The sequence below is a fragment of the Clostridium sp. DL1XJH146 genome, assembly GCF_054819755.1.
This window is the reverse complement of the sequence record NZ_JBTVVN010000002.1, coordinates 1-24,345: the sequence shown is the minus strand read 5'-3', so window position 1 is coordinate 24,345 and position 24,345 is coordinate 1. Positions and strand designations below refer to the sequence as shown.

Here is a 24,345-nt window from a genome sequence, read left to right as displayed (position 1 = left end):
TTGTGAATTTGTATTTATCTTTTGAATTTAATTGTGCATTTAAAATGGTTTGTAATTATGTTATAATATGATTGAAAAAATCGTTTACTAGTAAGTGGTGATATAATGAAAATGGAATTTGACTTAAAACTAACGCAGGAACAAAAATTAATTATGACACAACAAATGCAAATGTCCGTTAAACTGCTTCAAATGTCGAATTTTGAATTAAGTACTCAGATTGAGAAGGAAATTCAAGAAAATCCTATTTTAGAAGCCGAGTATAAGCAGGATAGTGCAGATAAAGAAGTGGAAGAATTAAAAAAAATCATTAAACACATAGACGATGATTATGGAAATGGTAATTATAGTCGTAATACTGATGAAGAGGTATCTCCATTCAATTTTATTTCAGGTAGAGAAACACTAAAAGAGTTTTTATTTGAACAATTAAACGATTTAAAGCTAGATGAATTAACACATAATATATGCGAATATATTATAGAAAATATCGATAGCAGAGGTTATTTGTATGTTGGAATTGAAGATTTAAGTAGTGAGCTTGGAATTGAAGAAAATGATTTTATTGATTGTCTGAATATTGTGCAAAATTTAGATCCTGCAGGTATAGGTTCTAAAGATTTAAAAGAGTGTTTAACAATTCAATTGCTCAGAAAAAATATAAAGGATGATAATCTTTTCCTTATAGTTGATAATTATCTAGAATATGTGGCAGAAAATAAGTTTCAAAATATCGCAAAAGAATTATCTATTACACCTAAAAAAGCTCAAGAATATGGAGACATTATAAAAACTCTTGAACCAAAACCCGCTAGAGGATTTTATACAGGTGATGACACTAAATTTATTGTACCAGAAGCTTATATAAGGAAAATAGGAGAAGAATATTTTGTTATTATGAACAATGATTTTACACCTAAGCTTAATATTAATAGCGTGTACAAGAATTTGCTCTTTAGAGATGAAAACAAAGATGCGCAAAAATATATAAAAGATAAGCTTAATAGCGCAATGTTCTTAATCAAGAGTATAAATCAGCGTGAAAATACAATAAGTAAAATATTAAATAAGCTTGTAGAATTGCAAAGAGATTATTTTGATTTTGGTGATAAATATTTAAAACCAATGACTCTAAAAGATATTGCTGATGAAATAAGCGTCCACGAATCAACTGTTAGTAGAGCTATTAGAGATAAATATGTTTATACAGATAATGGGACTATTAGAATTAAAGACTTGTTTACTGTAGGTATATCTAATTCTAGTGAAGATGTTTCTACGACATTAATAAAAAAAGAAATTGAGGATATAATAAAGGAAGAAGATAAAAAGAAGCCTTTCTCAGATCAAAAAATAAGCGAGTTACTTAAAGATAAGGATATGAAAATATCTAGAAGGACTGTTGCAAAGTATAGAGAAGAATTGGGAGTAAAATCTTCAAGTAAAAGAAAAAGATTCTAGGTAGGTATAAATTAGCTACCTAGAATTTTTTTTATTTTTTTTAAAAAAACTATTTAAAAATAGTTTGAGATACATTATAATGAATATGGGACACGAAATTGAAATGCGGGACAAAAAAAAGCCAGGGAGTGTTTGCTTTGTATGACATCCTAAAATTACAGCAGAAGATAGTACCAGAATTATTAGATGTATTAGAAAAAAGATATAGTATTTTACGAACTATTTATTATAATGCTCCAATTGGCAGACGAATATTAGCCAATATTTTAGGACTCGGAGAAAGAGTTGTAAGGACGGAAATTAATGTATTAAAAAAGCAAGATTTAATTGAAATAACGACTGAAGGTATGGGAATTACTCCGGACGGAGAAGAAGTGCTTGATAAACTGAAAGACTTTATTCATGAAATTAGAGGACTATATGAAATTGAAGAATTTTTAAAAAAATATCTTATGGTAAAAGAAGTTTATGTTGTACCAGGGAATTTAGACGAAAATAAAATAGTTCTAAATGAAATGGGTAGAACTGCAGCTAAATATATAAAAGAAAATATTGAAGATAATAGCATAATCGCAATTACAGGAGGTTCTTCTGTAAAGAAAGCTATTGATAATATCCCGTCAGTCCAAAGTTTGAAAGATATTTTAGTTGTTCCGGCTAGAGGCGGTATGGGTAGAAATGTTGAAATACAATCTAATACGCTCACAGCAAAACTTGCACAAAAATTAAATGCTAATTATAAAATGCTTCATGTACCTGACAATTTAAGTGATTCTGCTTTAAAAACAATTCTTAAAGAAAAAAGTATTAAAGATGTAGTTGACAGTATCGATAATGCTGATATTTTAATTTATGGAATTGGAAGAGCTGTTAAAATGGCTGAAAAAAGAGGTCTACCAGAAACAGTAATTAGTGAATTAGAACGATTAGGAGCTGTTGGTGAAGCTTTTGGGTGTTATTTTAATATAAAAGGCGAAATAGTATTTTCAACACCTACTGTTGGTATAAAAAAAGAGACTATGGAAAATGTTGAAAGACTAGTAGCAATTTCTGGTGGCAAACGAAAAGCAAAGGCTATAATAGCTACAGAAAGATATAATAGAAATAGTATTCTTTTTACTGATGAAGGTGCAGCAAGAGAGATTGTTAGAATAATAAAAGAAGAAATAGACAATAATTAAGCTAGTAATATATTTTATATAAATTAACATAAAATTTAGGAGGTTTTTTAAAAATGAAAAAAATAGCAATTAATGGATTTGGAAGAATTGGTAGAAATGTATTTAAAGCAGCAGTGGCAAACTATAGCAATGATTTAGAAATAGTTGCAATCAATGATTTAACTGATCCTAAAACTTTAGCACACTTATTAAAATATGACTCATTATACGGAAAATTTGACGGTACAGTAGAAGCAGCAGAAGGCGCTATAATTGTAAATGGCAAAGAAATAAAGATTTATGCAGAAAGAGACCCTAAAAATTTACCTTGGGGTGAATTAAACGTTGATATCGTATTAGAATGTACTGGTTTCTTTAGAACAAAAGAAACTGCTGGCAAACATATAGAAGCTGGAGCTAAAAAAGTTATCATTTCTGCTCCTTCAAAAGGTGAAGATAAGACAATAGTTATGGGTGTAAATGAAGAGGAATATGATGCAGAAGCTCACAACATTTTATCAAATGCTTCTTGTACAACAAACTGTTTAGCTCCTTTTGCTAAAGTTCTTGATAAAGAGTTTGGAATAGAAGAAGGATTAATGACTACAATACACTCATACACAGGGGACCAAAAATTATTAGATGCTCCTCATAGTGATTTGAGAAGATCTAGAGCAGCAGCAGAGTCAATGATACCAACAACTACAGGTGCAGCAGCAGCAGTATCATTAGTTTTACCACAATTAAAAGGTAAATTAAATGGTATGGCTATAAGAGTTCCTACACCAACTGTATCAGTTGTTGATTTAGTTTGTACTATAAAGAAAGATGCTACTGTTGAAGAAATCAACGCTGCATTTAAAGCTGCTTCAGAAGGCGAATTAAAAGGAATTTTAGGTTATAGTGACGAACCATTAGTTTCTATTGATTATAGAGGAGACGAAAGATCTTCTATAGTAGATGCATTATCTACAATGAAAGTTGGAGAAAAATTAGTTAAAGTTGTATCTTGGTATGATAATGAAGCTGGATACTCTAACAGATTAGCTGATTTAACTAAATACGTAGCTGACAGATTATAATCATAAGAGTAGTTTAATCTAGTATAAAAAAAGGGTTGGGTTTGTAGTATTGCTATGAGGTCAACCCTGTTTTTAGATAAATATCTTTTGAAATTGAAAGGAGAAATTCCCATGAAATTAAATAAAAAAACTGTTGAAGATTTAAAAGTTCAAGGAAAAAGAGTCCTTTGTAGATGTGATTTTAATGTTCCACTAAAAGATGGAGTAATAACTGATAAGAATAGATTGGTTGGAGCGCTTCCAACAATAAAGTATTTAATAGAAAATGGAGCAAAAGTTATACTTTGTTCTCATTTAGGTAAGCCAAAAGGTGAGCCAAAGGCCGAATTATCTCTAGCACCTGTGGCAAAGGAACTTTCTTCTATGATTGGAAAAGAAGTTGTTTTTGCTGCTGATGATAATGTAGTTGGAGATAAAGCAAAAAAAGCTGTAGCCCAAATGAAAGAAGGAGACGTAGTACTTCTTGAAAATACTAGATACAGAAAAGAAGAAACAAAAAATGGAGAAGAATTTTCAAAAGATTTAGCATCAATAGCAGATTTGTTTGTTAACGACGCTTTTGGTACTGCACATAGAGCACATTGTTCTACTGTTGGAGTTACTGAATTTGTAGAAGAATCTGCATGTGGATACTTAATTCAAAAAGAAATCAAATTCTTAGGAGAAGCAGTAGAAACACCTGTAAGACCTTTTGTCGCAATTTTAGGTGGAGCTAAAGTTTCTGATAAGATTAATGTTATAAATAATTTATTAGATAAAGTAGATACTTTAATTATAGGTGGAGGAATGGCTTATACTTTCCTTAAAGCACAAGGATATGAAATAGGAACTTCACTTTTAGAGGAAGATAAAGTAGAATATTCTAGAGAGATGATATCTAAAGCTGAAGAAAAGGGAGTAAGATTACTTTTACCAGTAGATCATATAACCGGAGCGGAATTCAGTGCTACTACTGAACCAGTCGTAACAGAAGACCAAAACATAAAAGCAGAATATATGGGTATGGATATTGGTCCTAAAACTGCTAAAATGTATGCTGATGCTGTAATTAACGCTAAGACAGTAGTGTGGAATGGTCCTATGGGAGTATTCGAATTTGAAAACTTTGCTAAAGGAACTATAGCAGTCGCATCCGCTTTAGCTAAAGCAGACGCTACGACTATAATTGGTGGAGGAGATAGTGCAGCAGCTGTAAACCAACTTGGATTTGGAGAAAAAATGACTCACATTTCAACTGGTGGAGGAGCTTCATTAGAATTTTTAGAAGGTAAGGAATTACCAGGTATCGTTGCTCTAAAAGATAAATAATTAAGGAGGATTTGATATGAGAAAGCCTATAATAGCTGGAAACTGGAAAATGAATAAAACTGTTAAAGAAGCTGTACAATTAATAGAGGAGTTAAAACCTCTAGTTGAGCAGGCAGAAGCAGAAGTTGTAGTTTGCCCTACAGCAGTATGTTTAGATGCAGTTTTGAAAGCAACAGAAGGAACAAATATTAAAGTCGGTGCACAAAACATGCATTATGAAGAAAAAGGTGCTTATACAGGCGAAATAGCTCCAGGAATGCTAGAAGAAATGGGAGTTAAATATATAGTGCTCGGACATAGCGAAAGAAGAACTTATTTTAATGAGAAAGATACTGATCTAAACAAAAAACTTAAAAAAGCATTTGAACATAATTTAATACCAATACTTTGCTGTGGAGAGACTCTTGAAGAAAGAGAAGCAAATATTACAGAAGAAAAATTAGGAAGACAATTAAAATTAGATTTAGCAGGGCTTAATAAAGAACAAGTTGCTAGTATGGTTATAGCTTATGAACCTATTTGGGCAATTGGTACTGGAAAAACAGCTACAGATGAGCAAGCAAATGAAACAATAGCTTATTGTAGAAAAGTAGTTAGAGATATGTTTGGTGAGGCTGCTGAAAAGGTAAGAATTCAATATGGCGGTTCTGTTAAACCAAATACAATAAAAGCTCAAATGGCTCAACCAGAGATAGATGGTGGTTTAATAGGTGGAGCAGCTCTAAAAGCAGAAGATTTTGCTGCAATTGTTAATTTTGATAAATAAACTGTTAACAACTTATTAAATTAACTAAATGACACATGATTTATGTTAAGATAGACATATAAACTGTATTTATATGGGGGTGGGAATATGACTAAAAAACCAGTTATGCTAATGATTTTAGATGGCTTTGGTTGTTCGGATATAGAAGAAGGAAATGCAGTAAAGGCTGGCAAAACAGAAAATTTCTCTAGATTGTGGAAAGAATATCCTCATACTACCCTTGGCGCAAGTGGAATGTCTGTTGGATTACCTGATGGACAAATGGGAAATTCGGAAGTAGGACACTTGAACATAGGGGCAGGTAGAGTTGTATATCAAGCGCTAACAAGAATAACTAAATCAATAAAAGATGGAGACTTCTTTGAAAATGAGGCGCTTTTAAAAGCAGTGAATAATGCGAAAGAAAATGATTCAGCGTTGCATCTTTTGGGCCTTCTATCTAACGGAGGAGTTCATTCTCATATCGAACATATAAAAGGGCTTCTACGATTAGCTAAACAGAATGATTTAAAGAAAGTATACTTACATGCTTTTCTTGATGGAAGAGATACTCCTCCTTCATCTGCAATAGAATTTATCAAAGAAATTGAAGAATATATGGCTGAAATTGGAGTAGGCAGTATAGCTACTTTGAGTGGAAGATACTATTCAATGGATAGAGATAATAGATGGGAAAGAGTGGAACTAACTTATAATGCATTAGTTTATGGAAAAGGTGAATACTATAATAGTGCAATAGAAGCTATTGAAAAATCTTATCATGATAATAAGAATGATGAGTTTGTTCTTCCAAGTGTAATTTTAGATAATGAAGAACCAAAAGCTACAATTAAAGATAAAGATTCAGTTATTTTCTTTAACTTTAGACCAGATAGAGGAAGAGAATTAACTAGAGCAATAAATGATGAAGTATTTAATGGTTTTGAAAGAAATAGCTTGGATTTGACATATGTAACATTGACTCAATACGATAGCACACTTAAAAATGTTGAAGCAGCTTTTAAACCAGAAAAATATACAAATACCATTGGAGAGTATGTTAGCAAATTAGGGAAGAAGCAATTAAGAATTGCTGAAACTGAAAAATATGCTCATGTAACATTCTTTTTTAATGGCGGAGTAGAAGAACCAAACGAAGGTGAAGATAGAGCTTTAATTCCTTCTCCAAAAGTTGCTACTTATGATTTGAAGCCAGAAATGAGTGCATATGAAGTTACAGAAGAACTACTTACTAGAATTGATAGTGATGAGTATGATTTAATAATTCTAAATTTTGCTAATCCAGATATGGTTGGACACACAGGAATAATGGAAGCAGCAATTAAAGCAATAGAAACTGTAGATGAGTGTGCAAATAGAGTTGTAAATAAGATGCTCCAAAAAGATGGTAAAATATTTATAACTGCAGACCATGGTAATTCAGAGCAAATGATTGATTTTTCAACTGGAAATCCTATGACTGCTCATACTATAAACCCTGTTCCTTTTGTATATGTATCTAATGATGAAAAAGATGTATCACTTAGAGACAAAGGTGTTTTAGCAGATATAGCTCCTACTTTGCTTGAAGCTATGGGAGAGGAAAGTCCAGAAGAAATGACAGGAAAAACATTGGTTGTAAGATAGTTTTACAATAATTAAAAACTTTATATTAATAGTTTTTCTTTAGTAAAGTTTTTGATTTTTGTTTACATTTAATTAAAATATATCTAATAAAATATTTAGGAGGCAAATAAAATGAAAAGTTATGTTGAAATTATTGACATTTACGCAAGACAAATCCTTGATTCAAGAGGAAACCCTACTGTTGAGGTTGAAGTAGAACTAGAAGACGGTACAGTAGGAAGAGCAGCTGTTCCATCAGGAGCTTCTACTGGACAATTCGAAGCAGTTGAATTAAGAGATGGAGATAAAGATGTATATTTAGGAAGAGGCGTATTAAAAGCTGTAGAAAATGTTAATGAAATTATTGCTGAAGAATTAGTAGGCATGAATGCATTAGACCAAGTTTTAATTGATACAACTATGATAGAAATAGATGGAACAGAAAATAAAGCTAAATTAGGTGCTAACGCTATGTTAGGTGTTTCTTTAGCCGTTGCAAGAGCTGCAGCAGAATATTTAGAAATGAGTCTATATCAATATATAGGTGGAGTGAATGCTAAAGTACTTCCAGTTCCTATGATGAACATTATGAATGGTGGAAAGCATGCTGATAACACAGTTGACTTGCAAGAATTTATGGTAATGCCAGTTGGAGCTGCAACATTCTCAGAAGCATTACAAATGTGCGCAGAAGTATATCATTCATTAAAATCACTACTTAAGAAAAAAGGTTTATCTACTGGAGTTGGTGATGAAGGTGGATTTGCACCTGACCTTGCTACAAATGAAGATGCAATAAAAATTATTCTTGAAGCTGTAGAAGTTGCTGGATATGAAGCAGGAAAAGATTTATTTATAGCTCTTGATCCAGCTTCAACTGAATTCTACAATGAAGAAACAGGAAATTACGAATTAACAGGTGAAGGAAGAACATTAACTTCAGAAGAAATGACAGATTACTATGCTGAATTAGTAGAAAAATATCCTATCATATCTATTGAAGATGGTATGGCTGAAGAAGATTGGGCTGGCTGGAAAATGTTAACTGACAAAATAGGAGATAAAGTTCAAATAGTTGGTGACGATTTATTTGTAACAAATACTAGCAGACTTATTAAAGGAATTGAAACAAAGACTGCTAACTCAGTACTTGTTAAATTAAACCAAATTGGTACTTTAACTGAAACTTTAAATACTATAGAAATGGCTGAAAGAGCTGGCTATACAGCTGTTATATCTCACAGATCTGGTGAAACAGAAGATTCTACTATAGCTGATTTAGTAGTTGCTGTAAATGCTGGTCAAATAAAAACAGGTGCTCCTGCTAGATCTGAAAGAGTTGCTAAGTACAACCAATTATTAAGAATTGAAGAAGAATTAGGTAGAGTAGCAGAATACAGAGGAATGAAAACATTCTACAACTTAAATAAATAATTTAATATTAAATTAAAAATAAAGATAGAATGTTTAGGAAAGGGTAATCTGAGGATTGCCCTTTATTATGCATTAGAATGAGTTGGGAAATATTCATTATTTAGATTTCATTGAAAATTAGGTTAAGATGTGATAAAATTGACTTTGTTGAAATTAGAAAAATGGAATTTTTTCTGACTTATCATAGGAGGTATGTATATATGCGTACATTTTTAATTGTGGCATTAGTAATAGTTTCGGTGTTATTGATAGTATCTGTTCTACTGCAACCAGGTAAAACTGATGGGTTTAATCTAGTTTCATCAGGAGCAGACACATTTTATTCTAAAAATAAAACAAAAACACGTGAATCTATGCTTTCAAAAGCTACTGTTGTATTAGCAATAGTATTTTTGCTTATTACATCAGCTTTATCAATAATTTAATAATGAATTTATAAGGAGGAGTACAGGTGGAATTTTTACCAATTATTACAGGAATTATTGCATTGATTTTAGCATTTTATTTGAGTCAGCAGATAGCAAAAGAGGATGCTGGTACAGACAGAATGAAAGAAATCGCAGGATATATTCACGAAGGGGCAATGGCTTTCCTCACTAGAGAATATAAATATCTTGCAATATTTGTTGTTGTTGTTGCAATTGTACTTGGGATTGCAATAGACCCAAAAACTGCAATTTGCTTTGTGGTTGGGGCTTTATTCTCTGTTTTTGCAGGTTATTTTGGTATGCAAGTTGCAACTAAAGCTAACGTTAGAACTGCAAATGCAGCAAGAAACGGACAAAGCAAAGCCTTAGAAATTGCTTTTTCAGGTGGAGCCGTTATGGGTTTAGCAGTTGTAGGATTAGGAGTTATAGGCATTACATTGTTTTTTATGGTTTTTGATGGTGAAGTAAAGTATATAACTGGTTTTGCATTAGGTGCAAGTTCAATAGCTCTATTTGCTCGTGTTGGTGGAGGTATTTATACTAAAGCTGCAGACGTTGGAGCTGACCTTGTAGGTAAAGTAGAAGCTGGTATTCCAGAAGATGATCCAAGAAACCCTGCTGTAATCGCTGACAATGTTGGAGACAACGTTGGTGATGTTGCTGGAATGGGTGCTGATTTATTTGAATCTTATGTTGGGTCTATTATCTCAGCATTAACATTAGGTACATTCCTATTTAAAGGGGATGATATCAAAGTAATGTTCCCATTAATATTGGCTTCTTGTGGTATTATTGCTTCTATTATAGGTATTTTTATAGCTAGAAAGAGCAAAAGTGATAATCCTCAAAAAGCATTAAATACTGGTACATATATAGGTGGTGTATTAGTAATTATTGTAGCTGGAGTTCTAAGTAATTCAATTTATGGAGACTTTAAAGCTTTTGGCGCAATTGTTGCTGGACTTGCAGTAGGTATGTTAATAGGTAAGATTACAGAAGTTTACACTTCAGACGAACATAAATATGTTAAGAAAATTGCTAAACAATCAGAAACAGGAGCTGCTACTACTATGATCTCTGGTTTAGGAATAGGTATGTATTCTACAATGTTCCCTATCATATTTATTTCAGTTGGTGTATTAGTTGCTTTCTACATTATGGGCGGAGCATCTGATCCTAATATGGGATTATACGGTATAGCTTTAGCTGCAATTGGAATGCTTTCTACAGCTGGATTAACAATAGCAGTAGATGCATATGGTCCAATAGCTGATAATGCTGGTGGTATAGCTGAAATGGCTGAATTACCAGAATCAGTTAGAGAAATAACAGATAAATTAGATGCTGTAGGTAACACAACAGCAGCAATAGGAAAAGGATTTGCAATTGGTTCTGCTGCATTAACTGCATTAGCTTTATTTGCTTCATATGCACAAGCAACAGGATTAGAAAAAATAGATGTTTTAACTCCAGTAACTCTAGTTGGATTGCTTGTTGGAGCTATGCTTCCATTCTTATTTGGTGCTTTGACAATGGAGTCTGTTGGAAAAGCTGCTAATGAGATGATTGAAGAAGTAAGAAGACAATTTAAAGAAACTCCAGGATTAATGGAAGGTAAAGCTAAACCAGATTATAAGAAATGTGTTGATATTTCTACTGCCGCAGCTTTGCACGAAATGATTTTACCTGGTATATTAGCAATAGTTGTACCTATATCTATAGGATTCCTATTAGGGGTAGAAGCACTTGGTGGATTAATTGCTGGGGCTGTAGCATCAGGAGTGCTTATGGCCATTATGATGGCTAATGCTGGTGGTGCTTGGGATAATGCTAAGAAGTACATCGAAGGTGGAGCTCATGGCGGTAAAGGTTCTGACGCTCATAAAGCTGCAGTTGTTGGTGATACTGTAGGTGACCCATTCAAGGATACATCTGGTCCTTCAATGAATATCTTAATCAAGCTTATGACAATTGTTTCTCTAGTATTCGCTCCAGTACTTGCACAGTATGGTGGAATATTGATAAACTTATTTAATAAATAGAATAATTACGATTTTAAGAGACCATTGTTAATTCAATGGTCTTTTTGTATAGAACTTTTCAAATAATAATGCACAATGCACAATTTACAATACACAATTAAGGATGAGATTTTTTAGCGAAGCTAAAAAATCTCTTTAATTTATTGCGAGAGTTATAAAGCTTAATAATAAAAGCTTATTAAGCTTTTATTAATTTGGTGTTTATAAATAAAATTTTGTTAACAAAGGAAAGAAAAATAACTACATTTGTGCATTAATCTAATTCTGTATATTGAAGGGGTACTATTTTAAGTTTTCTTTTTATATTTTATGTTTTGTATTTGATTTTAATTGTGCATTGTGCACTGTGTATTGAATTAATACTGTCTTATGTTATTTAATTATATAATGATATTTTTTATTTTGATGTAGATGTAGATGTAGATTTAGATTTAGAATTTGATTTTGTTTTAGGTTTTGATTTTAATTGTGTACTGTGCATTGTACATTGAGTTTGGTCTTGATTTTGACTTTGTATTTGACTTTGACTGTGCATTGTAAATTGTGCATTGTGCATTGTATTAAAATAGTGTTATCATAATATGGAAAGATATAAATAAGAATATTTATTTAATTTTTGATAAAAATAGATTAGTAGGTATATTAATGGAGGTGTATTTAAATGATACCAATGGAGATTGTGCTAGGATTTTTAAATGAACAGGCAACTAAGCCAATGAAGATGAAGGATTTAGCGTTTATATTTCAAATAAAAAAACATGAGATGGATGAATTTAAAGACTTAATTAATGAAATGGAAAGCAAAGGGTTCATTATAAGAAACAGAAAAAATCATATAGGAATACCAGAAAAAATGGGGTTGACTTCAGGCAGGTTGCAAGGAAACCAAAAAGGGTTTGGATTTGTAATACCTGAAGATGGCGCTTCGGATATTTTTGTATTAGCTTCAAATATGAATGGTGCAATGAATGGAGATAAAGTACTAGCTAAAGTAACGAAAGAAGAAAATAGAGGTAAAAAAAGAGAAGGAGAAATTGTTAGAGTAGTTGAGAGAGCTAACAATAACGTAATAGGCGTTTATGAAGAAAGTCAAAACTTTGGTTTTGTAATTCCGGAGGAAAAAAAGATTTCCAAAGATATCTTTATTCCAAAAGGAGATACAAATGGAGCGAAAAATAAAGATATAGTTATTGTAGAAATAACAAAATGGCCAGATAATAGAAGAAGTCCAGAAGGTAGAATTGTTGATGTTCTAGGTAAAAAAGGCGAAAAAGGCATAGATATATTAACAATAATTAAAAAATTTGCTCTCCCTGAAGAATTCCCAGCTAAGGTACAGAGTTTTGCTGCCAATATTTCAGTGGATATTCCAGAAGAAGAATATAAGAGGAGAGAAGACCTAAGAGGAATTAAAATGGTCACTATAGATGGAGAGGACGCTAAAGATTTAGATGATGCGGTATCTATTGAGATATTAGAAAATGGTAATTATTATTTAGGAGTACATATAGCAGACGTATCTCATTATGTTAAAGAAAAAAATCCTCTAGATAAGGAAGCTTTTAAAAGAGGAAATTCTGTATACCTTATAGACAGAGTAATACCTATGCTACCAAAGGAATTGTCAAATGGGATTTGTAGTTTAAATCCTAAAGTTGATAGATTAGCAATGACTTGTTTTATGGAAATAAATAAAGATGGTAAAGTTGTAGACTACAGAATATCTGAGAGTATTATTAAGACAAATGAAAGAATGACCTATAAAAATGTTACTAAAATTTTAAAAGATGAAGATGAAGAGCTTATAAAAAAATACGACTATCTTGTGGAAGACTTTAAAATCATGAGAGAACTTTGCGAGATACTTTATAAAAAGAGAACTGATAGAGGTGCTATAGATTTTGATTTTGAAGAATGCAAAATAATACTAGATAAAATGGGTAAGCCAATAGATATAAGACCATATGAAAGAGAAATTGCTAACAGAGTCATTGAAGAATTTATGCTTGTATGTAATGAAACTGTAGCCGAGCACATGTATTGGGCTAATGTACCTTTCATATATAGAATTCATGAAGATCCTGATGAGGAAAAATTACAAAGATTTAATGAATTTGTATATAATTTAGGATATGCTGTGAAGTTTAAAAATGAAGTTCACCCAAAACAGCTGCAGCAAGTCGTTGAAAAAGTAAAAGGAGAAAAAGAAGAAACAATAGTTAATACACTTTTACTTAGATCTTTAAAAAAGGCAAAATATTCTCCAGAGCCTGTAGGGCATTTTGGCCTAGCAGCTAAATATTATTCTCATTTTACTTCTCCTATAAGAAGGTATCCTGATTTGATAATTCACAGGATTATAAAAGAGTTTATAAATGGTGGAATTGATGAAAAGAGGATTGCTAAGCTTAAAAATATAGTAGGAGAAGCATCTCTTCAGTCCTCAGATACAGAGAGAATTGCCCAAGAAGCGGAAAGAGAAGTAGACGATTTGAAGAAAGCTGAATATATGCAGGATAGAATTGGTGAAAAGTATGAAGGAATAATTTCTTCTGTCACTAACTTTGGAATGTTTGTTGAACTTCCTAATACTGTAGAGGGGTTAGTGCACATATCAGCATTAGATGATGATTATTATGTATATGATGAAGATCATCTATGTTTAATTGGAGAGAGAACAAAAAATATTTATAAGCTAGGAGATAGAGCAGAAATTATAGTTAGTAGAGTAGATATTGATAATAGAGAAATTTATTTTGAACTAGTAAAAGATGATGTAGATGATAAAGATGACATAGATAATTTGAATATTGATGATTTGATATCATAAGGATAAAATTAGTCTAGATAGTTGATTTTTTTGATATAGTGTAATAAGATATATACAAGTTAAAGACAATGAATAATGCACAATGTACAATGCACAATTTTAAAAATAAGAGTGCAGAGTGAAGTTTGCAGAGTGAAGTGAATGCTAGTAGATAATTATCTTTTATTCAATAGAATATTGACTTTTAAAGGATTAAAGATTTGAGGGTTTATAGGTTTTTAGTGGTTTTGATTTATAAGGTTTTAACTGCACTATGCACTCTGCAAATTGCACATTTGTTTTAATAAAAAAAGGGGAGGGGTACTTATGGGTAAAGAAGTGAATATTGATTGGAGTAATTTGGGGTTTGATTACATCAAAACCGATTTACGTTATGTTTCAAGATGGAAAGACGGAAAATGGGATGATGGACAGTTAGTTGAAGATAATAAAATAGCTATTGATGAAGCTGCTACAGCACTTCATTATGGTCAGCAATGTTTTGAAGGATTGAAAGCATATAAGACAAAAGAAGGTAAGATACAATTATTTAGACCTGACGAAAATGCAAAAAGATTAAACAATTCTTTAAGTAGAATATTAATGCCAGAAATACCAGTAGATAAATTTATAGATGCAGTTAAACAAGTGGTTAAAGCTAATGAGGCTTATGTGCCACCGTACGGTACTGGAGCAACATTATATGTCAGACCATTTGTTATTGGTGTTGGAAATACTGTAGGTGTTAGTCCAGCTCCAGAATATATTTTCTGCGTATTCTGCTTGCCAGTTGGCGCTTATTTTAAAGGTGGATTATCTCCAGTAAACTTTATTGTATCTGATTTTGACAGAGCAGCACCTTACGGAACAGGAGCTGCAAAAGTTGGAGGAAACTATGCAGGAAGTATGCTTCCACACAAGATAGCTGCCGAAAAAGGTTTTGCAGATTGTATTTATTTAGATCCTATGACGCATACAAAAATTGAAGAAGTTGGGGCGGCAAATTTCTTTGGTGTAACAAAAGATGATAAATTTGTAACACCTATATCACCGTCTATTCTTCCAAGTATAACTAAATACTCTTTGCTTTATTTAGCTAAAGAATACTTAGGTATGGAAGTTGAAGAAAGAGATGTATTTATTGATAATATTGATGAGTTTAAGGAAGCAGGCGCATGTGGTACAGCAGCAGTTATAACTCCGATTGGTGGAATTCAACATAAAGAAGAGTTACATGTATTCTATAGTGAAAAAGAAGTAGGTCCTGTAACTAAAAAACTTTACGATACATTGTATGGAATCCAGTTTGGTGATGTAGAAGCACCAGAGGGATGGATATTTGAAGTAGAATAATTTTATTCAATGCACAATGCACAATGCACAATGCACAATTTATGATGATTCTCCGAGTGCCTCGGAGAATCTTTATTAAAAATAGCAAAAACATAATAAAGACAAACAATAAAGATAAAAGTTTTTGAAATTATATATAAATGTGCATAGGACTTAATGATTTAACAAGTTGTGTATAGATATGAATTTAAGCTAAAAGATCTTAAATGACGGCTAGAACTTAAAATTGTGAACCGCAAACTGTGAACTTTATTTTCACATATTTGACGGAGTAGCTTTATTGTAGTATAATATTTTATTGCAGACTTATTATTAAATTAGAACTTTATGTTAAGAAGGTGATGAATTGGCAGCTAATAATACTGGACAGAGATATATAGCTCAAAACAAAAAAGCTAGACACGATTATTTTATAGAAGAAACAATGGAAGTGGGAATAGTTCTTGTTGGTACAGAAGTTAAATCAATACGTGCTGGAAAGGCTAACCTAAAAGATAGTTATGCATCTATAAGAAATGGTGAAATGTTTGTATGTGGTATGCATATAAGTCCATATGAACAAGGGAATATATTTAATAAAGATCCTCTTAGAGATAGAAAGCTTCTTCTTCACAAAAAAGAAATAGAGCATCTACAAGGATATACAGGACAGAAGGGGTACACACTCGTACCTTTGGCACTTTATTTGAAAAAAGGAAAGGTCAAGATGGTCCTAGGAATTGCAAAAGGTAAAAAAGATTATGATAAGAGACATACAATTGCAGAAAAGGAAGCAAAGAGAGAAATTGACAGAGAGCTAAAAAATAGGATGCGATACTAGTAGAATACTATTTACAAAGAGATTAACCTATAGTAAGATAGATATTGTCACCACGGTGGCATTTTAAAATATGAATTTGACAAATGAATATTGAAAAGCAAAGAATAAAGAATCTCTTTTTAATAAAGAAGTTTTTATTCGACTGTAATATTCGCTTTTGTATTAACTAAAAGTTTTTGCTTTTAATTAATTTAAAGATTTTGCGTAGAAAAATCATCCATAATTGTGCATTGTGCATTGAAAATTGTGCATTGCCTCAAATATGGGGGCGTATTTGGCTTTCGACGGGGGCCTGTACAGCTGTGATAGCGAGCCGAGGGACCTAGTCCCGCGATAAAAAACCAGGAAAATTAAATTAAACGCAAACGATAATTACGCTTTAGCTGCCTAGTTGGTAGCTCGTCCTACCTTGGAGGCCCACGGCCTTGGATAGGGCGTCAATTAGTGGGGAACCGAGCTTAGCAAAGCTTTGAGCTAAGAACGGAACTGATGAAGCTACTAAAGTAAAGAGCCCGTCTATTGGCGCTTTGCGGAGGGAATGTTAAAGAATAGACTGCGCTCGGAGAGGTCAGAGTGATACTGCTTTCGGACAGGGGTTCGACTCCCCTCGCCTCCACCAAATAAGAACTAAAATTTTGATACAATGTAAAGCCACTGATATCAGTGGCTTTCAGTGTTTTTTGGAGGAAGTGGAGCATAAGATATTGTGAGTTTGGAGAAGAATAATGGTAATTTTTTAGTTTAGATGCACACACCAATTGAAGATAGGAATCATGGGGTGTGCATTTTTTAGGTGGGGTGTGCATAATTTGGCAGAAAATTTGGACCTTACCTGATAAAGAAACAAAAGGAATTGTATGGCACTGTAATAATAAATATCCAAGCAAAGGTGTAAAAGGCTGTGAGAGTAAACATATAGATAATAAAGTTTTGTAGCAAGCATTTATTGATACCTATAATTCTATTCTTGAAAATATAGATTATTTCACGTATAAGTGGAAAGAGCAGATTGAGGGAGATGATATTCTTAAAAAAAGTAACAGCTAAGAGATTTATGGATATATTTAAGAAAGCAAAGCCTGTAAAAGAATTTGATGAAGATTTATATATTAAAGTTATAGAGAAAATAACGGTTTATGATGGTGGAAGATTAATTGTAAGTTTATTGGATGGAACTGAGATTGAGTGTGGAATTGAATAGGATATTATTTAGGCCAGTTAAAGAGAAGTGGAAATTTCTTTGACTGGCTTTTTGCCACATATTGTCGGAATTTCGTATATGAAAATTATTTACAAATTTGGAATGGGGGGTATAATAATATCTAAAATAAGCTTGTCTACGTTTGTAATTAATAGGACTATAATATTACAAAGAATAAAATATAGAAAAAAATATCTTGCTTTAAGCGACTGAATATTTATCCGAAACATTTTTTCCAGTTCAATACTAATGGATTCTAGATTTTATTTATGGAAAGAGCACTTATTGTTTCTATACTCATGAAGGATAAAGTTCTTTTGCACCTTTATCTTAGATAGACATTTACTGGAATGGATGTGGTTATGAAGAGCATTGCAAATATATTATATAACAGAAGTAGGCGTAGTTTTTTTATCTTTGTGAGTTCTACATTCACATACTCACCATCTTTTCCAAAATAATTTAAAAGTATTTGATTATAGTTTAATTTCCTTATCATATCGTAGAGAACTAGAGCCTTTATCAAAAACTATAATCATTAAGGTTGTAACTAAACTATGTAGATAAGTTATGTATTGATTATGTTATAAACTTGCATTCTTCTTTATTTGGAAATTTTAATCTCGGAAATTAAAATCAAAGGAAGAATTATCTGAAGTAGAATTAGTAGAGATGGTAAAATCGTTTAAAGAAAACGGAAGTAAAGTAGTATCAATCTCTGGCGGAGAGCCTATGTTAAAATCTAAATTACTCAGTGATTTAAGTATGATGGATACAGTATTGTTTTCAAATATGACATTATTTGATGAAGATAAATTTGATGATTATTTAGCAAATTTCAAAGGTGATCCTAGAATTTCAATCGATAACGTACCAACGGTTGAAGAAAAATTTAGAAAAGGTACCAATACATCATTAAATATAAGTGAAAATATTAAGCTGATAAGAAAAAAATATCCTCATATACAAATAATAGTTAATACAATATTGAATAATGCCAATATTAATAGTTTAATCCCATTTTATGAGTTTGTTAAGGGTCTAGATGTTCACTCATGGGATATGGTCTTTCCACAAGTAAGAGGGAAATTAGATACAGAGTTTTTTAGTAATCTCCCATCATATGAAGAGGTAGCTATAAAATTTCAGAATTATTAAGTTATTATATTGATGATGAAACAAAAAACTGTAGAATTAATTGTATGTATCTGTTTAGATATTATGATTTAACTCGTAAAAATTGGGACAAAGTGAACCCTAATGATCATCCATGTTCTCATATGTCCAATAATATATTTATTAATTTATATGGTGAAATAATAATTTGCCCTTGGTATGAAAGCTTAATTTTGGGAAATATTAAAAATGTTAATATTGATAATTTCTTGGAAGTAATTAATCAGCATCCATCATCAAAGTGGAAGCAATCTGACTATAGGGAGTGCACAAATTGTAGGTATCGATATTTTTGTTTAACGTGTCCAGGGGAAGCTTATTCTATTCAAGGAGATCCTACTCAAGCAAGCTATCACAAGTACTCGTTTAGATACTTCTGGGAAAAATATGTGTTACCAGTATATCCAGATTTTTTGAAGGAGAAATACAATAACTTAATTGATATGAAGGGAGATTATCCGAAATTTCACACACATATTTCTCAAATTCCACAAGAAGACATAAGTTAAGAGTAAAGTTAATTATATATACTTATTATTACATGACATTTATCTATTTTTTGTCAGATCGAATAATCGGTGCAAATTATGCACAGTATTTTGATCACAAGAATTTATTATTATGGCAAATTGGTTTTATTTTGATGACCCCAAACCTGACGATAGCTATTCTTGATTTTATACTAGCCACTTTAGCGGATTTATATGGAAGAAAAAAGATATTATTAATTGGTGTGTTTTTATGTTCATTATCATATATTGGTATCTCAAAATTTGATAATTTCCTTAGTTTAGCTTTGTGTATGTTTTTAATAGGATTAGGTTCAGCTTTAGTGTCAGGTGTTTTTACTGCGTGGTTAGTTTCTGAATTAGAAAAGTTAGGGGAAGGTGAAATCAAAGACAAAGCTATTGCTAATGAAGTAATAATCAGAAATTTAACATTAGTAATTGGAAGTCTATTCTCAATAATTTTAATATCAAGAAATCCATCATATACTTTTTTATTTTCTGGAATTCTACTATTAATTGGATTTTTACCGATATTTTTTATACCTGAAAATAAAGGGGTACAAAAAAGAGTGAAGTATAATGTTTTTATTAAAGAGTCACTAAAAGAAATCCTTTGCAATGGAGTTCTCAAAAGATTTTCATTTTCATATTTTATGTTTAGTATAATTTTGGGGATGTTTCTTTTTATATGGCAAAGGCAAGTCGTTGAATTTGGTTATGAAGAATCACAATTAGGAGTGTTTTATTTAGTCTTATCAATAGCAACACTTTTAGGGAGTGTTGTATTCAAAAAGTTAAAAGTTTTAAAGGAAAATAATTCTTATAAGATGATTCAAATTAATGTAGGGATTTTCTTTTCGCTACTTTTAATGGTTACCAGTTATAAACTAACTGTGATTTTGGGATTTTTGTCATATGAATTTTTTGTTGGTATATATTTTTCATGTTTTTATACATCAATTAACCGAGAAATTAAATCATATAATAGAAACACCTTGCTATCTTTATACTCAACAATTAGATTTTGTGGATTTTCAATTGGATTCTTCGTTGCCAGTTTGCTATATGGCATCAACTTAATGTTCATTTGGGTTGTTTCACTAGCTATATCTTTAATACCACTGATAACAAGTATTTGGATACATTACTTTACAATTGAACAGCTTAATAATAGAAACTAGTTTTAATGATTTAACATAACGCAAAAGAACATGTTTTTTAAGAAAAGAAAAGTTAAATCAGCATATTTAAAGCATTTGCAATAGTAAGAGACCATTATTTTAAAATAAAAGAAGAACTATTAAAAAACTACTTCATATTGGATTTTAGTAAATAAAATTATAACTCCAATTCTCAAAAGATGTCAAAAATCTATAAAAAGATAAAAAATAGGGGGTTTTTCAGGGGCCTTCAAATCTAGGGGGGCTTTTTTATTTTAAGCCCTATTAAAATGCGAAAATCTATCGAAGGCTTGTCTACACACAAATAAGAATTAAAATATGGATACAATACAAAGCCACTGATATCAGTGGCTTTCAGTGTTTTTTGGAGTGAATGGAATATAAGATATTGTGGGTTTAGAGAGAAATATTGGTGGTTTTTTAGTTTAGATGCACACACCCATTGAAGAGAAAAATGATGGGGTGTGCATTTTATAGGTGGAGGTGTGCACAATTTGGCAGATAAACTCCTTTTCAATTGAATTTAACTATTCCTACTGGATATAATACTAGACTGTTAGAGTATGCAAAGATTTTCAAGGTAAGAAAATTAATGAGACAATATTTGTGGGGCTTCGCCTTTTGAATTGAGTGTATTTATGTTTATCTTACTCACATCAAACGTATTTGGAGTTGAAGAAAAAATTGAGCAGTATAATATTTGTGTTTCAAATAATCTAGCAGAATCATTAAATGGAGATTTATCTGACAAAATTAAAAAATATCATAATGAGAAAGTATTGGAGAAGTCTGAAAAGTATAAGAAATACTTTAATAAAGAATTAATAACAGATATTGACGCAATTAACAGTGATAAGAATAATCAAGTATATGTATATTCTTATGATGATCTTGCTTTTGATAAGAAATTACTAAAAAAAATTGTTAAGAAATTGGATAAAGGAAATTCTCTATATTTATATGGAAATGATATCACACCGAAGATGTTTACTGAACTTCTTGGAGAAGAGTTTAATTTTGGAGTTTCAGATGCTGAATATGAATCTCTTAAGAATGATACTCTCGAAAAAGGTGTTCCAGCTGTTGAAGAGAATCAAGGGTATGACTTAATTGGATATTCTAATAATGGGGAAGACATTTCTTTATATAATTTTGAAGTATATGATAGAGATTCAGAAGTTTTAGATCCTGAGATGATTATTGTTGAAGTTCTTGATTCCCTAAGTAAAAGGATAGAAGCTAAGAGAGAGAATAATGTTAAACTTTTGGGTTACACGTTACCGCTGGTAAATAAATCACTAGCAATGGCTGCTAGTCAGCAAGTTAAATCAGCTTTCAACATTAATACACCACTTTATGTTGGAACTTCAAAGATAGCGAATCTTAATACAGATTGGGTATTATATAAAGATAATAATGAAGTAGACAAAGATTATGACAACTTTACAGTTAAGACCAACTACGAAGTTGCAGACTATCACCAACTATATTACTACTATCAACTTGATGTAACGCATGATCTTCCATTTTCAGCGGACAATATTTGGGAGTGGTTACCAGCTGATAAAAATGAAGCGGCAGGAACAATCAGTGTTGCTATTCCTTGGGCATTATATTATAATTTCTCGTTAGAAAATGTAATAGATATTGATAGACAGGGTAGTCAAGCAAGTGATTATGGGAGATGGATTGTCGATAATGATGGAGCAGCTATGGCAAACAATGAGCGATTTCAACCTTCAACTGCATGGTATTCTACTGGAACATATGCTGGTATAGATAGTAAAGTAACATTTAAATTTAGAGATGGCCATGGAAACGTAAAAAGTGCTACTCAAAATATTAACATAAGATATGATTACTAAAATTACTTTAGCAGGTAAAAAACTTTACTTGCTAAATTGTATAGAACCGATAACTTGAAAGAAATTTTCTGGATTTAAGCATGCCAATAAAACCTAATCAATTTGTATTTTTGATGTCTTTTCTAAAATCCTTTATAAATTGAACAATCAAATTTTTGATTCTTTGATAGCATATTAAGTATACAAGTTAAAAGTATTCTTTCAAGTTGTGCTAGAATAGAAATTGGACGACTTAAATGAAACAATCCTTAGTGTGGTGTAAAATAAAACAAGAAACCAAGGGGTTACTATTTATTCGGAAAACAAATATACATTATGATGCTATAAATCACTATTCATTCATAAGCTATCTGTATTGAGTAGGTAGCAAAGAGCTTAAAGTTGGAAAACCCACTTTAAATAGCTGGATTCATAATGCTTGAAAAAATAGTGGTTTTATTAAGCATAGAGTTTCAGGTAATTATAGTCCAGATGCTGTAAAAGAAATTGCACATCAGAGTTAAGATGCTTAAGGGATTCATAAGAAATCTTATACAAGACTATAGGAATACTGAGCGTGCATTTTGAAGCTTATTATCGAAATCAGGGTCAATGGTAATTTTAGCATAATGACTACCCAAATAGCTTTTATGCCTTCTTCTCTTATGTAATTACTAACGGTTTTTTCTGATATAACATGACTCCTAGATACTTAAATTATTTTAATAAATTCTTGTGCATTGAGCACAGAGAAAGGAATGATAGTTTTTATGAACAGTTATTTGAAAATAGTTTTAGTTTTATTTATGCAACTAATTTTATTTACTGGCTGTCAGAGTGAAGAGTACTCATTGAGTGACATATTGAATGAGCGTAATAATGTAGACACAGTTACAATTATTGATACGCAACAAATTGATGACTTAGTATGGGCGGCACTATATTCTCTTGAAACAAGTGAAGGTAATGAAGTTGTTAATGTTGCTTTTTATAGTGTTTCTGATACAGGAATAGAGATTTTAAAAGATAATGGCTGGGATGATTACCAGACGAATTCATATGAATGTTATTTTGATTATCTTCATAAAGATGATACTTATTATCACACTATCTATGGAATTATAAATAACAACTCTATTGATAGGATTGAACTGAGTATAAATGATGAAGAAACAATTGAAGTTGATATAATAGAAGGTAGCAGTAAGAAATATTTCATTGAAACTAAGATTCAGCAAGGGAGATTTAATGATATTGAGTATTCTACAAAAGGATTTATCGATGATGAGATGATTGGTGAATATACATATTCATTCTCAGGTAATAAAAGCAGCTAGCAAACAACTCTAGTACGCTTCTAGACTGAATTCTTCAAGTACTCCTTACAGGCCAGTGATATTATTTAAATTTGGAATAATATTCATAATGCATTTCAAATTTATATTTTATTTTACAATAATATCCATATTATAGGGCGTATTATTTTTATAGCCCTATTATGGTGTAAGAACTGCTGGGTCCCTACGTGCCCCCAGTAAGGGGGCAGGTAGAGGTCAGGTACCATGGTCATCAAGTTAATAATTTAGAGCATTTATGTTATTATAGTTTTATATACTACAGGAGAAAGGATGCTCAAATTTGAACAAAAGACTAAAAATTAAAGGACTAACACCCTCAGGGGTTGTGAACAAATATTTACAAATTAAACAAAATATTCATTGCCTTCGAAGGTCTTTGCGCATAGCCATCAACCTAACAGAACCAATTTATGTAAAATAACAAATCTAGATGTTACCTATTAGATTACAATAAAAAATAAATTTCTTAAATCAGAGTGGTTTATCCCATATAAAGGGTTATAAACCACTCTTTGTTTTTTGTTTAATATGCAAATATTATATAATTAGTTTATATATTACTTTTATGTAAAATACAACGAATAATAAGTCTATAAACCATAAACATATGATTTTTAGCTTATTCAAAATGGAAGGATGTTAATATATGAATAAAAAATTAAGAATTCTAACTAGAAACTTACAGAAATTATTTGACTCTGGAGTAATTGAAAAAATGGCTTTAAAGCATCAATTTGTGAAACGAAAAAGTAAACTTACAGAAGACAAATTTTTAAGTCTATGTACATTTTCAGGAGAAGATTTATGT

Annotated in this window: 18 protein-coding genes and 1 other RNA gene; all 19 read left to right on the top strand. The window is 31.3% G+C overall.

The genetic code is table 11. The features are described from left to right. Nucleotides 1-111 precede the first annotated feature (111 nt). The 19 genes from rpoN (at nt 112) to ACVHXK_RS01550 (ending at nt 23,516) form a co-directional block, all read left to right on the top strand. On the top strand, nt 112-1,461 hold the full coding sequence (gene rpoN / locus ACVHXK_RS01640; protein ID WP_461204749.1) for an RNA polymerase factor sigma-54: 1,350 nt from the start codon (nt 112-114) through the stop codon (nt 1,459-1,461). 137 nt (nt 1,462-1,598) lie between these two features. Then, the gene (locus ACVHXK_RS01635) at nt 1,599-2,642 is read left to right on the top strand and encodes a sugar-binding transcriptional regulator (RefSeq protein ID WP_461204605.1); all 1,044 of its coding nucleotides are present in this window, start codon (nt 1,599-1,601) and stop codon (nt 2,640-2,642) included. 53 nt (nt 2,643-2,695) lie between these two features. Beyond that, a complete protein-coding gene (gap, locus tag ACVHXK_RS01630) occupies nt 2,696-3,703 on the top strand; it encodes a type I glyceraldehyde-3-phosphate dehydrogenase (protein WP_461204604.1) in 1,008 nt (335 codons plus the stop codon). Nucleotides 3,704-3,814: 111 nt separating this feature from the next. Then, nucleotides 3,815-5,011, top strand: a complete 1,197-nt coding sequence (locus ACVHXK_RS01625; protein ID WP_461204603.1) for a phosphoglycerate kinase — start codon at nt 3,815-3,817, stop codon at nt 5,009-5,011. Between the two features lie 16 nt (nt 5,012-5,027). Beyond that, nucleotides 5,028-5,777: a triose-phosphate isomerase gene (gene tpiA, locus ACVHXK_RS01620; protein ID WP_461204602.1), complete on the top strand. Its 750-nt coding sequence runs from the start codon at nt 5,028-5,030 to the stop codon at nt 5,775-5,777. 87 nt (nt 5,778-5,864) lie between these two features. Further along, nucleotides 5,865-7,403: a 2,3-bisphosphoglycerate-independent phosphoglycerate mutase gene (gpmI, locus tag ACVHXK_RS01615; protein ID WP_461204601.1), complete on the top strand. Its 1,539-nt coding sequence runs from the start codon at nt 5,865-5,867 to the stop codon at nt 7,401-7,403. Between the two features lie 111 nt (nt 7,404-7,514). Further along, nucleotides 7,515-8,816, top strand: coding sequence for a phosphopyruvate hydratase (gene eno, locus ACVHXK_RS01610; protein WP_461204600.1), 1,302 nt, complete (start codon nt 7,515-7,517; stop codon nt 8,814-8,816). A gap of 200 nt (nt 8,817-9,016) precedes the next feature. Continuing rightward, on the top strand, nt 9,017-9,241 hold the full coding sequence (secG, locus tag ACVHXK_RS01605) for a preprotein translocase subunit SecG (RefSeq protein ID WP_461204599.1): 225 nt from the start codon (nt 9,017-9,019) through the stop codon (nt 9,239-9,241). Nucleotides 9,242-9,267: 26 nt separating this feature from the next. Further along, nucleotides 9,268-11,286: a sodium-translocating pyrophosphatase gene (locus ACVHXK_RS01600; protein ID WP_461204598.1), complete on the top strand. Its 2,019-nt coding sequence runs from the start codon at nt 9,268-9,270 to the stop codon at nt 11,284-11,286. Between the two features lie 661 nt (nt 11,287-11,947). Continuing rightward, complete coding sequence (gene rnr / locus ACVHXK_RS01595) at nt 11,948-14,116, top strand: ribonuclease R (RefSeq protein WP_461204597.1); 2,169 nt, start codon at nt 11,948-11,950, stop codon at nt 14,114-14,116. Between the two features lie 306 nt (nt 14,117-14,422). Beyond that, on the top strand, nt 14,423-15,448 hold the full coding sequence (locus tag ACVHXK_RS01590) for a branched-chain amino acid aminotransferase (RefSeq protein WP_461204596.1): 1,026 nt from the start codon (nt 14,423-14,425) through the stop codon (nt 15,446-15,448). Between the two features lie 346 nt (nt 15,449-15,794). Further along, complete coding sequence (gene smpB / locus ACVHXK_RS01585) at nt 15,795-16,268, top strand: SsrA-binding protein SmpB (RefSeq protein ID WP_461204595.1); 474 nt, start codon at nt 15,795-15,797, stop codon at nt 16,266-16,268. Nucleotides 16,269-16,532: 264 nt separating this feature from the next. Then, nucleotides 16,533-16,887, top strand: a transfer-messenger RNA (tmRNA) gene (gene ssrA / locus ACVHXK_RS01580). A 390-nt stretch (nt 16,888-17,277) separates the two neighbouring features. After that, entirely contained in the window at nt 17,278-17,469 is a 192-nt protein-coding gene (locus ACVHXK_RS01575) for a hypothetical protein (protein ID WP_461204594.1), read from the top strand. A gap of 672 nt (nt 17,470-18,141) precedes the next feature. Next, a complete protein-coding gene (locus ACVHXK_RS01570; protein WP_461204593.1) occupies nt 18,142-18,627 on the top strand; it encodes a hypothetical protein in 486 nt (161 codons plus the stop codon). Nucleotides 18,628-18,671: 44 nt separating this feature from the next. Further along, on the top strand, nt 18,672-19,154 hold the full coding sequence (locus ACVHXK_RS01565; protein ID WP_461204592.1) for an SPASM domain-containing protein: 483 nt from the start codon (nt 18,672-18,674) through the stop codon (nt 19,152-19,154). 32 nt (nt 19,155-19,186) lie between these two features. Next, nucleotides 19,187-20,335 (top strand): MFS transporter, encoded by a 1,149-nt coding sequence (locus ACVHXK_RS01560; RefSeq protein ID WP_461204591.1) that lies wholly within the window; start codon nt 19,187-19,189, stop codon nt 20,333-20,335. Between the two features lie 638 nt (nt 20,336-20,973). Continuing rightward, nucleotides 20,974-22,200, top strand: a complete 1,227-nt coding sequence (locus ACVHXK_RS01555) for a hypothetical protein (protein WP_461204590.1) — start codon at nt 20,974-20,976, stop codon at nt 22,198-22,200. Between the two features lie 737 nt (nt 22,201-22,937). After that, complete coding sequence (locus ACVHXK_RS01550; RefSeq protein WP_461204589.1) at nt 22,938-23,516, top strand: hypothetical protein; 579 nt, start codon at nt 22,938-22,940, stop codon at nt 23,514-23,516. Nucleotides 23,517-24,345 lie beyond the last annotated feature (829 nt).

What these genes read in the sequence shown, in the direction of transcription:
- ACVHXK_RS01555 (WP_461204590.1), top strand. Translation starts at nt 20,974, where the DNA reads ATGTTTATCTTACTCACATCAAACGTATTTGGAGTTGAAGAAAAAATT.
- ACVHXK_RS01560 (WP_461204591.1), top strand. Translation starts at nt 19,187, where the DNA reads ATGACATTTATCTATTTTTTGTCAGATCGAATAATCGGTGCAAATTAT.
- tpiA (WP_461204602.1), top strand. Translation starts at nt 5,028, where the DNA reads ATGAGAAAGCCTATAATAGCTGGAAACTGGAAAATGAATAAAACTGTT.
- rpoN (WP_461204749.1), top strand. Translation starts at nt 112, where the DNA reads ATGGAATTTGACTTAAAACTAACGCAGGAACAAAAATTAATTATGACA.
- gap (WP_461204604.1), top strand. Translation starts at nt 2,696, where the DNA reads ATGAAAAAAATAGCAATTAATGGATTTGGAAGAATTGGTAGAAATGTA.
- ACVHXK_RS01565 (WP_461204592.1), top strand. Translation starts at nt 18,672, where the DNA reads ATGTATCTGTTTAGATATTATGATTTAACTCGTAAAAATTGGGACAAA.
- ACVHXK_RS01570 (WP_461204593.1), top strand. Translation starts at nt 18,142, where the DNA reads ATGGTAAAATCGTTTAAAGAAAACGGAAGTAAAGTAGTATCAATCTCT.
- gpmI (WP_461204601.1), top strand. Translation starts at nt 5,865, where the DNA reads ATGACTAAAAAACCAGTTATGCTAATGATTTTAGATGGCTTTGGTTGT.
- ACVHXK_RS01625 (WP_461204603.1), top strand. Translation starts at nt 3,815, where the DNA reads ATGAAATTAAATAAAAAAACTGTTGAAGATTTAAAAGTTCAAGGAAAA.
- rnr (WP_461204597.1), top strand. Translation starts at nt 11,948, where the DNA reads ATGATACCAATGGAGATTGTGCTAGGATTTTTAAATGAACAGGCAACT.
- ACVHXK_RS01550 (WP_461204589.1), top strand. Translation starts at nt 22,938, where the DNA reads ATGATAGTTTTTATGAACAGTTATTTGAAAATAGTTTTAGTTTTATTT.
- eno (WP_461204600.1), top strand. Translation starts at nt 7,515, where the DNA reads ATGAAAAGTTATGTTGAAATTATTGACATTTACGCAAGACAAATCCTT.
- secG (WP_461204599.1), top strand. Translation starts at nt 9,017, where the DNA reads ATGCGTACATTTTTAATTGTGGCATTAGTAATAGTTTCGGTGTTATTG.
- ACVHXK_RS01590 (WP_461204596.1), top strand. Translation starts at nt 14,423, where the DNA reads ATGGGTAAAGAAGTGAATATTGATTGGAGTAATTTGGGGTTTGATTAC.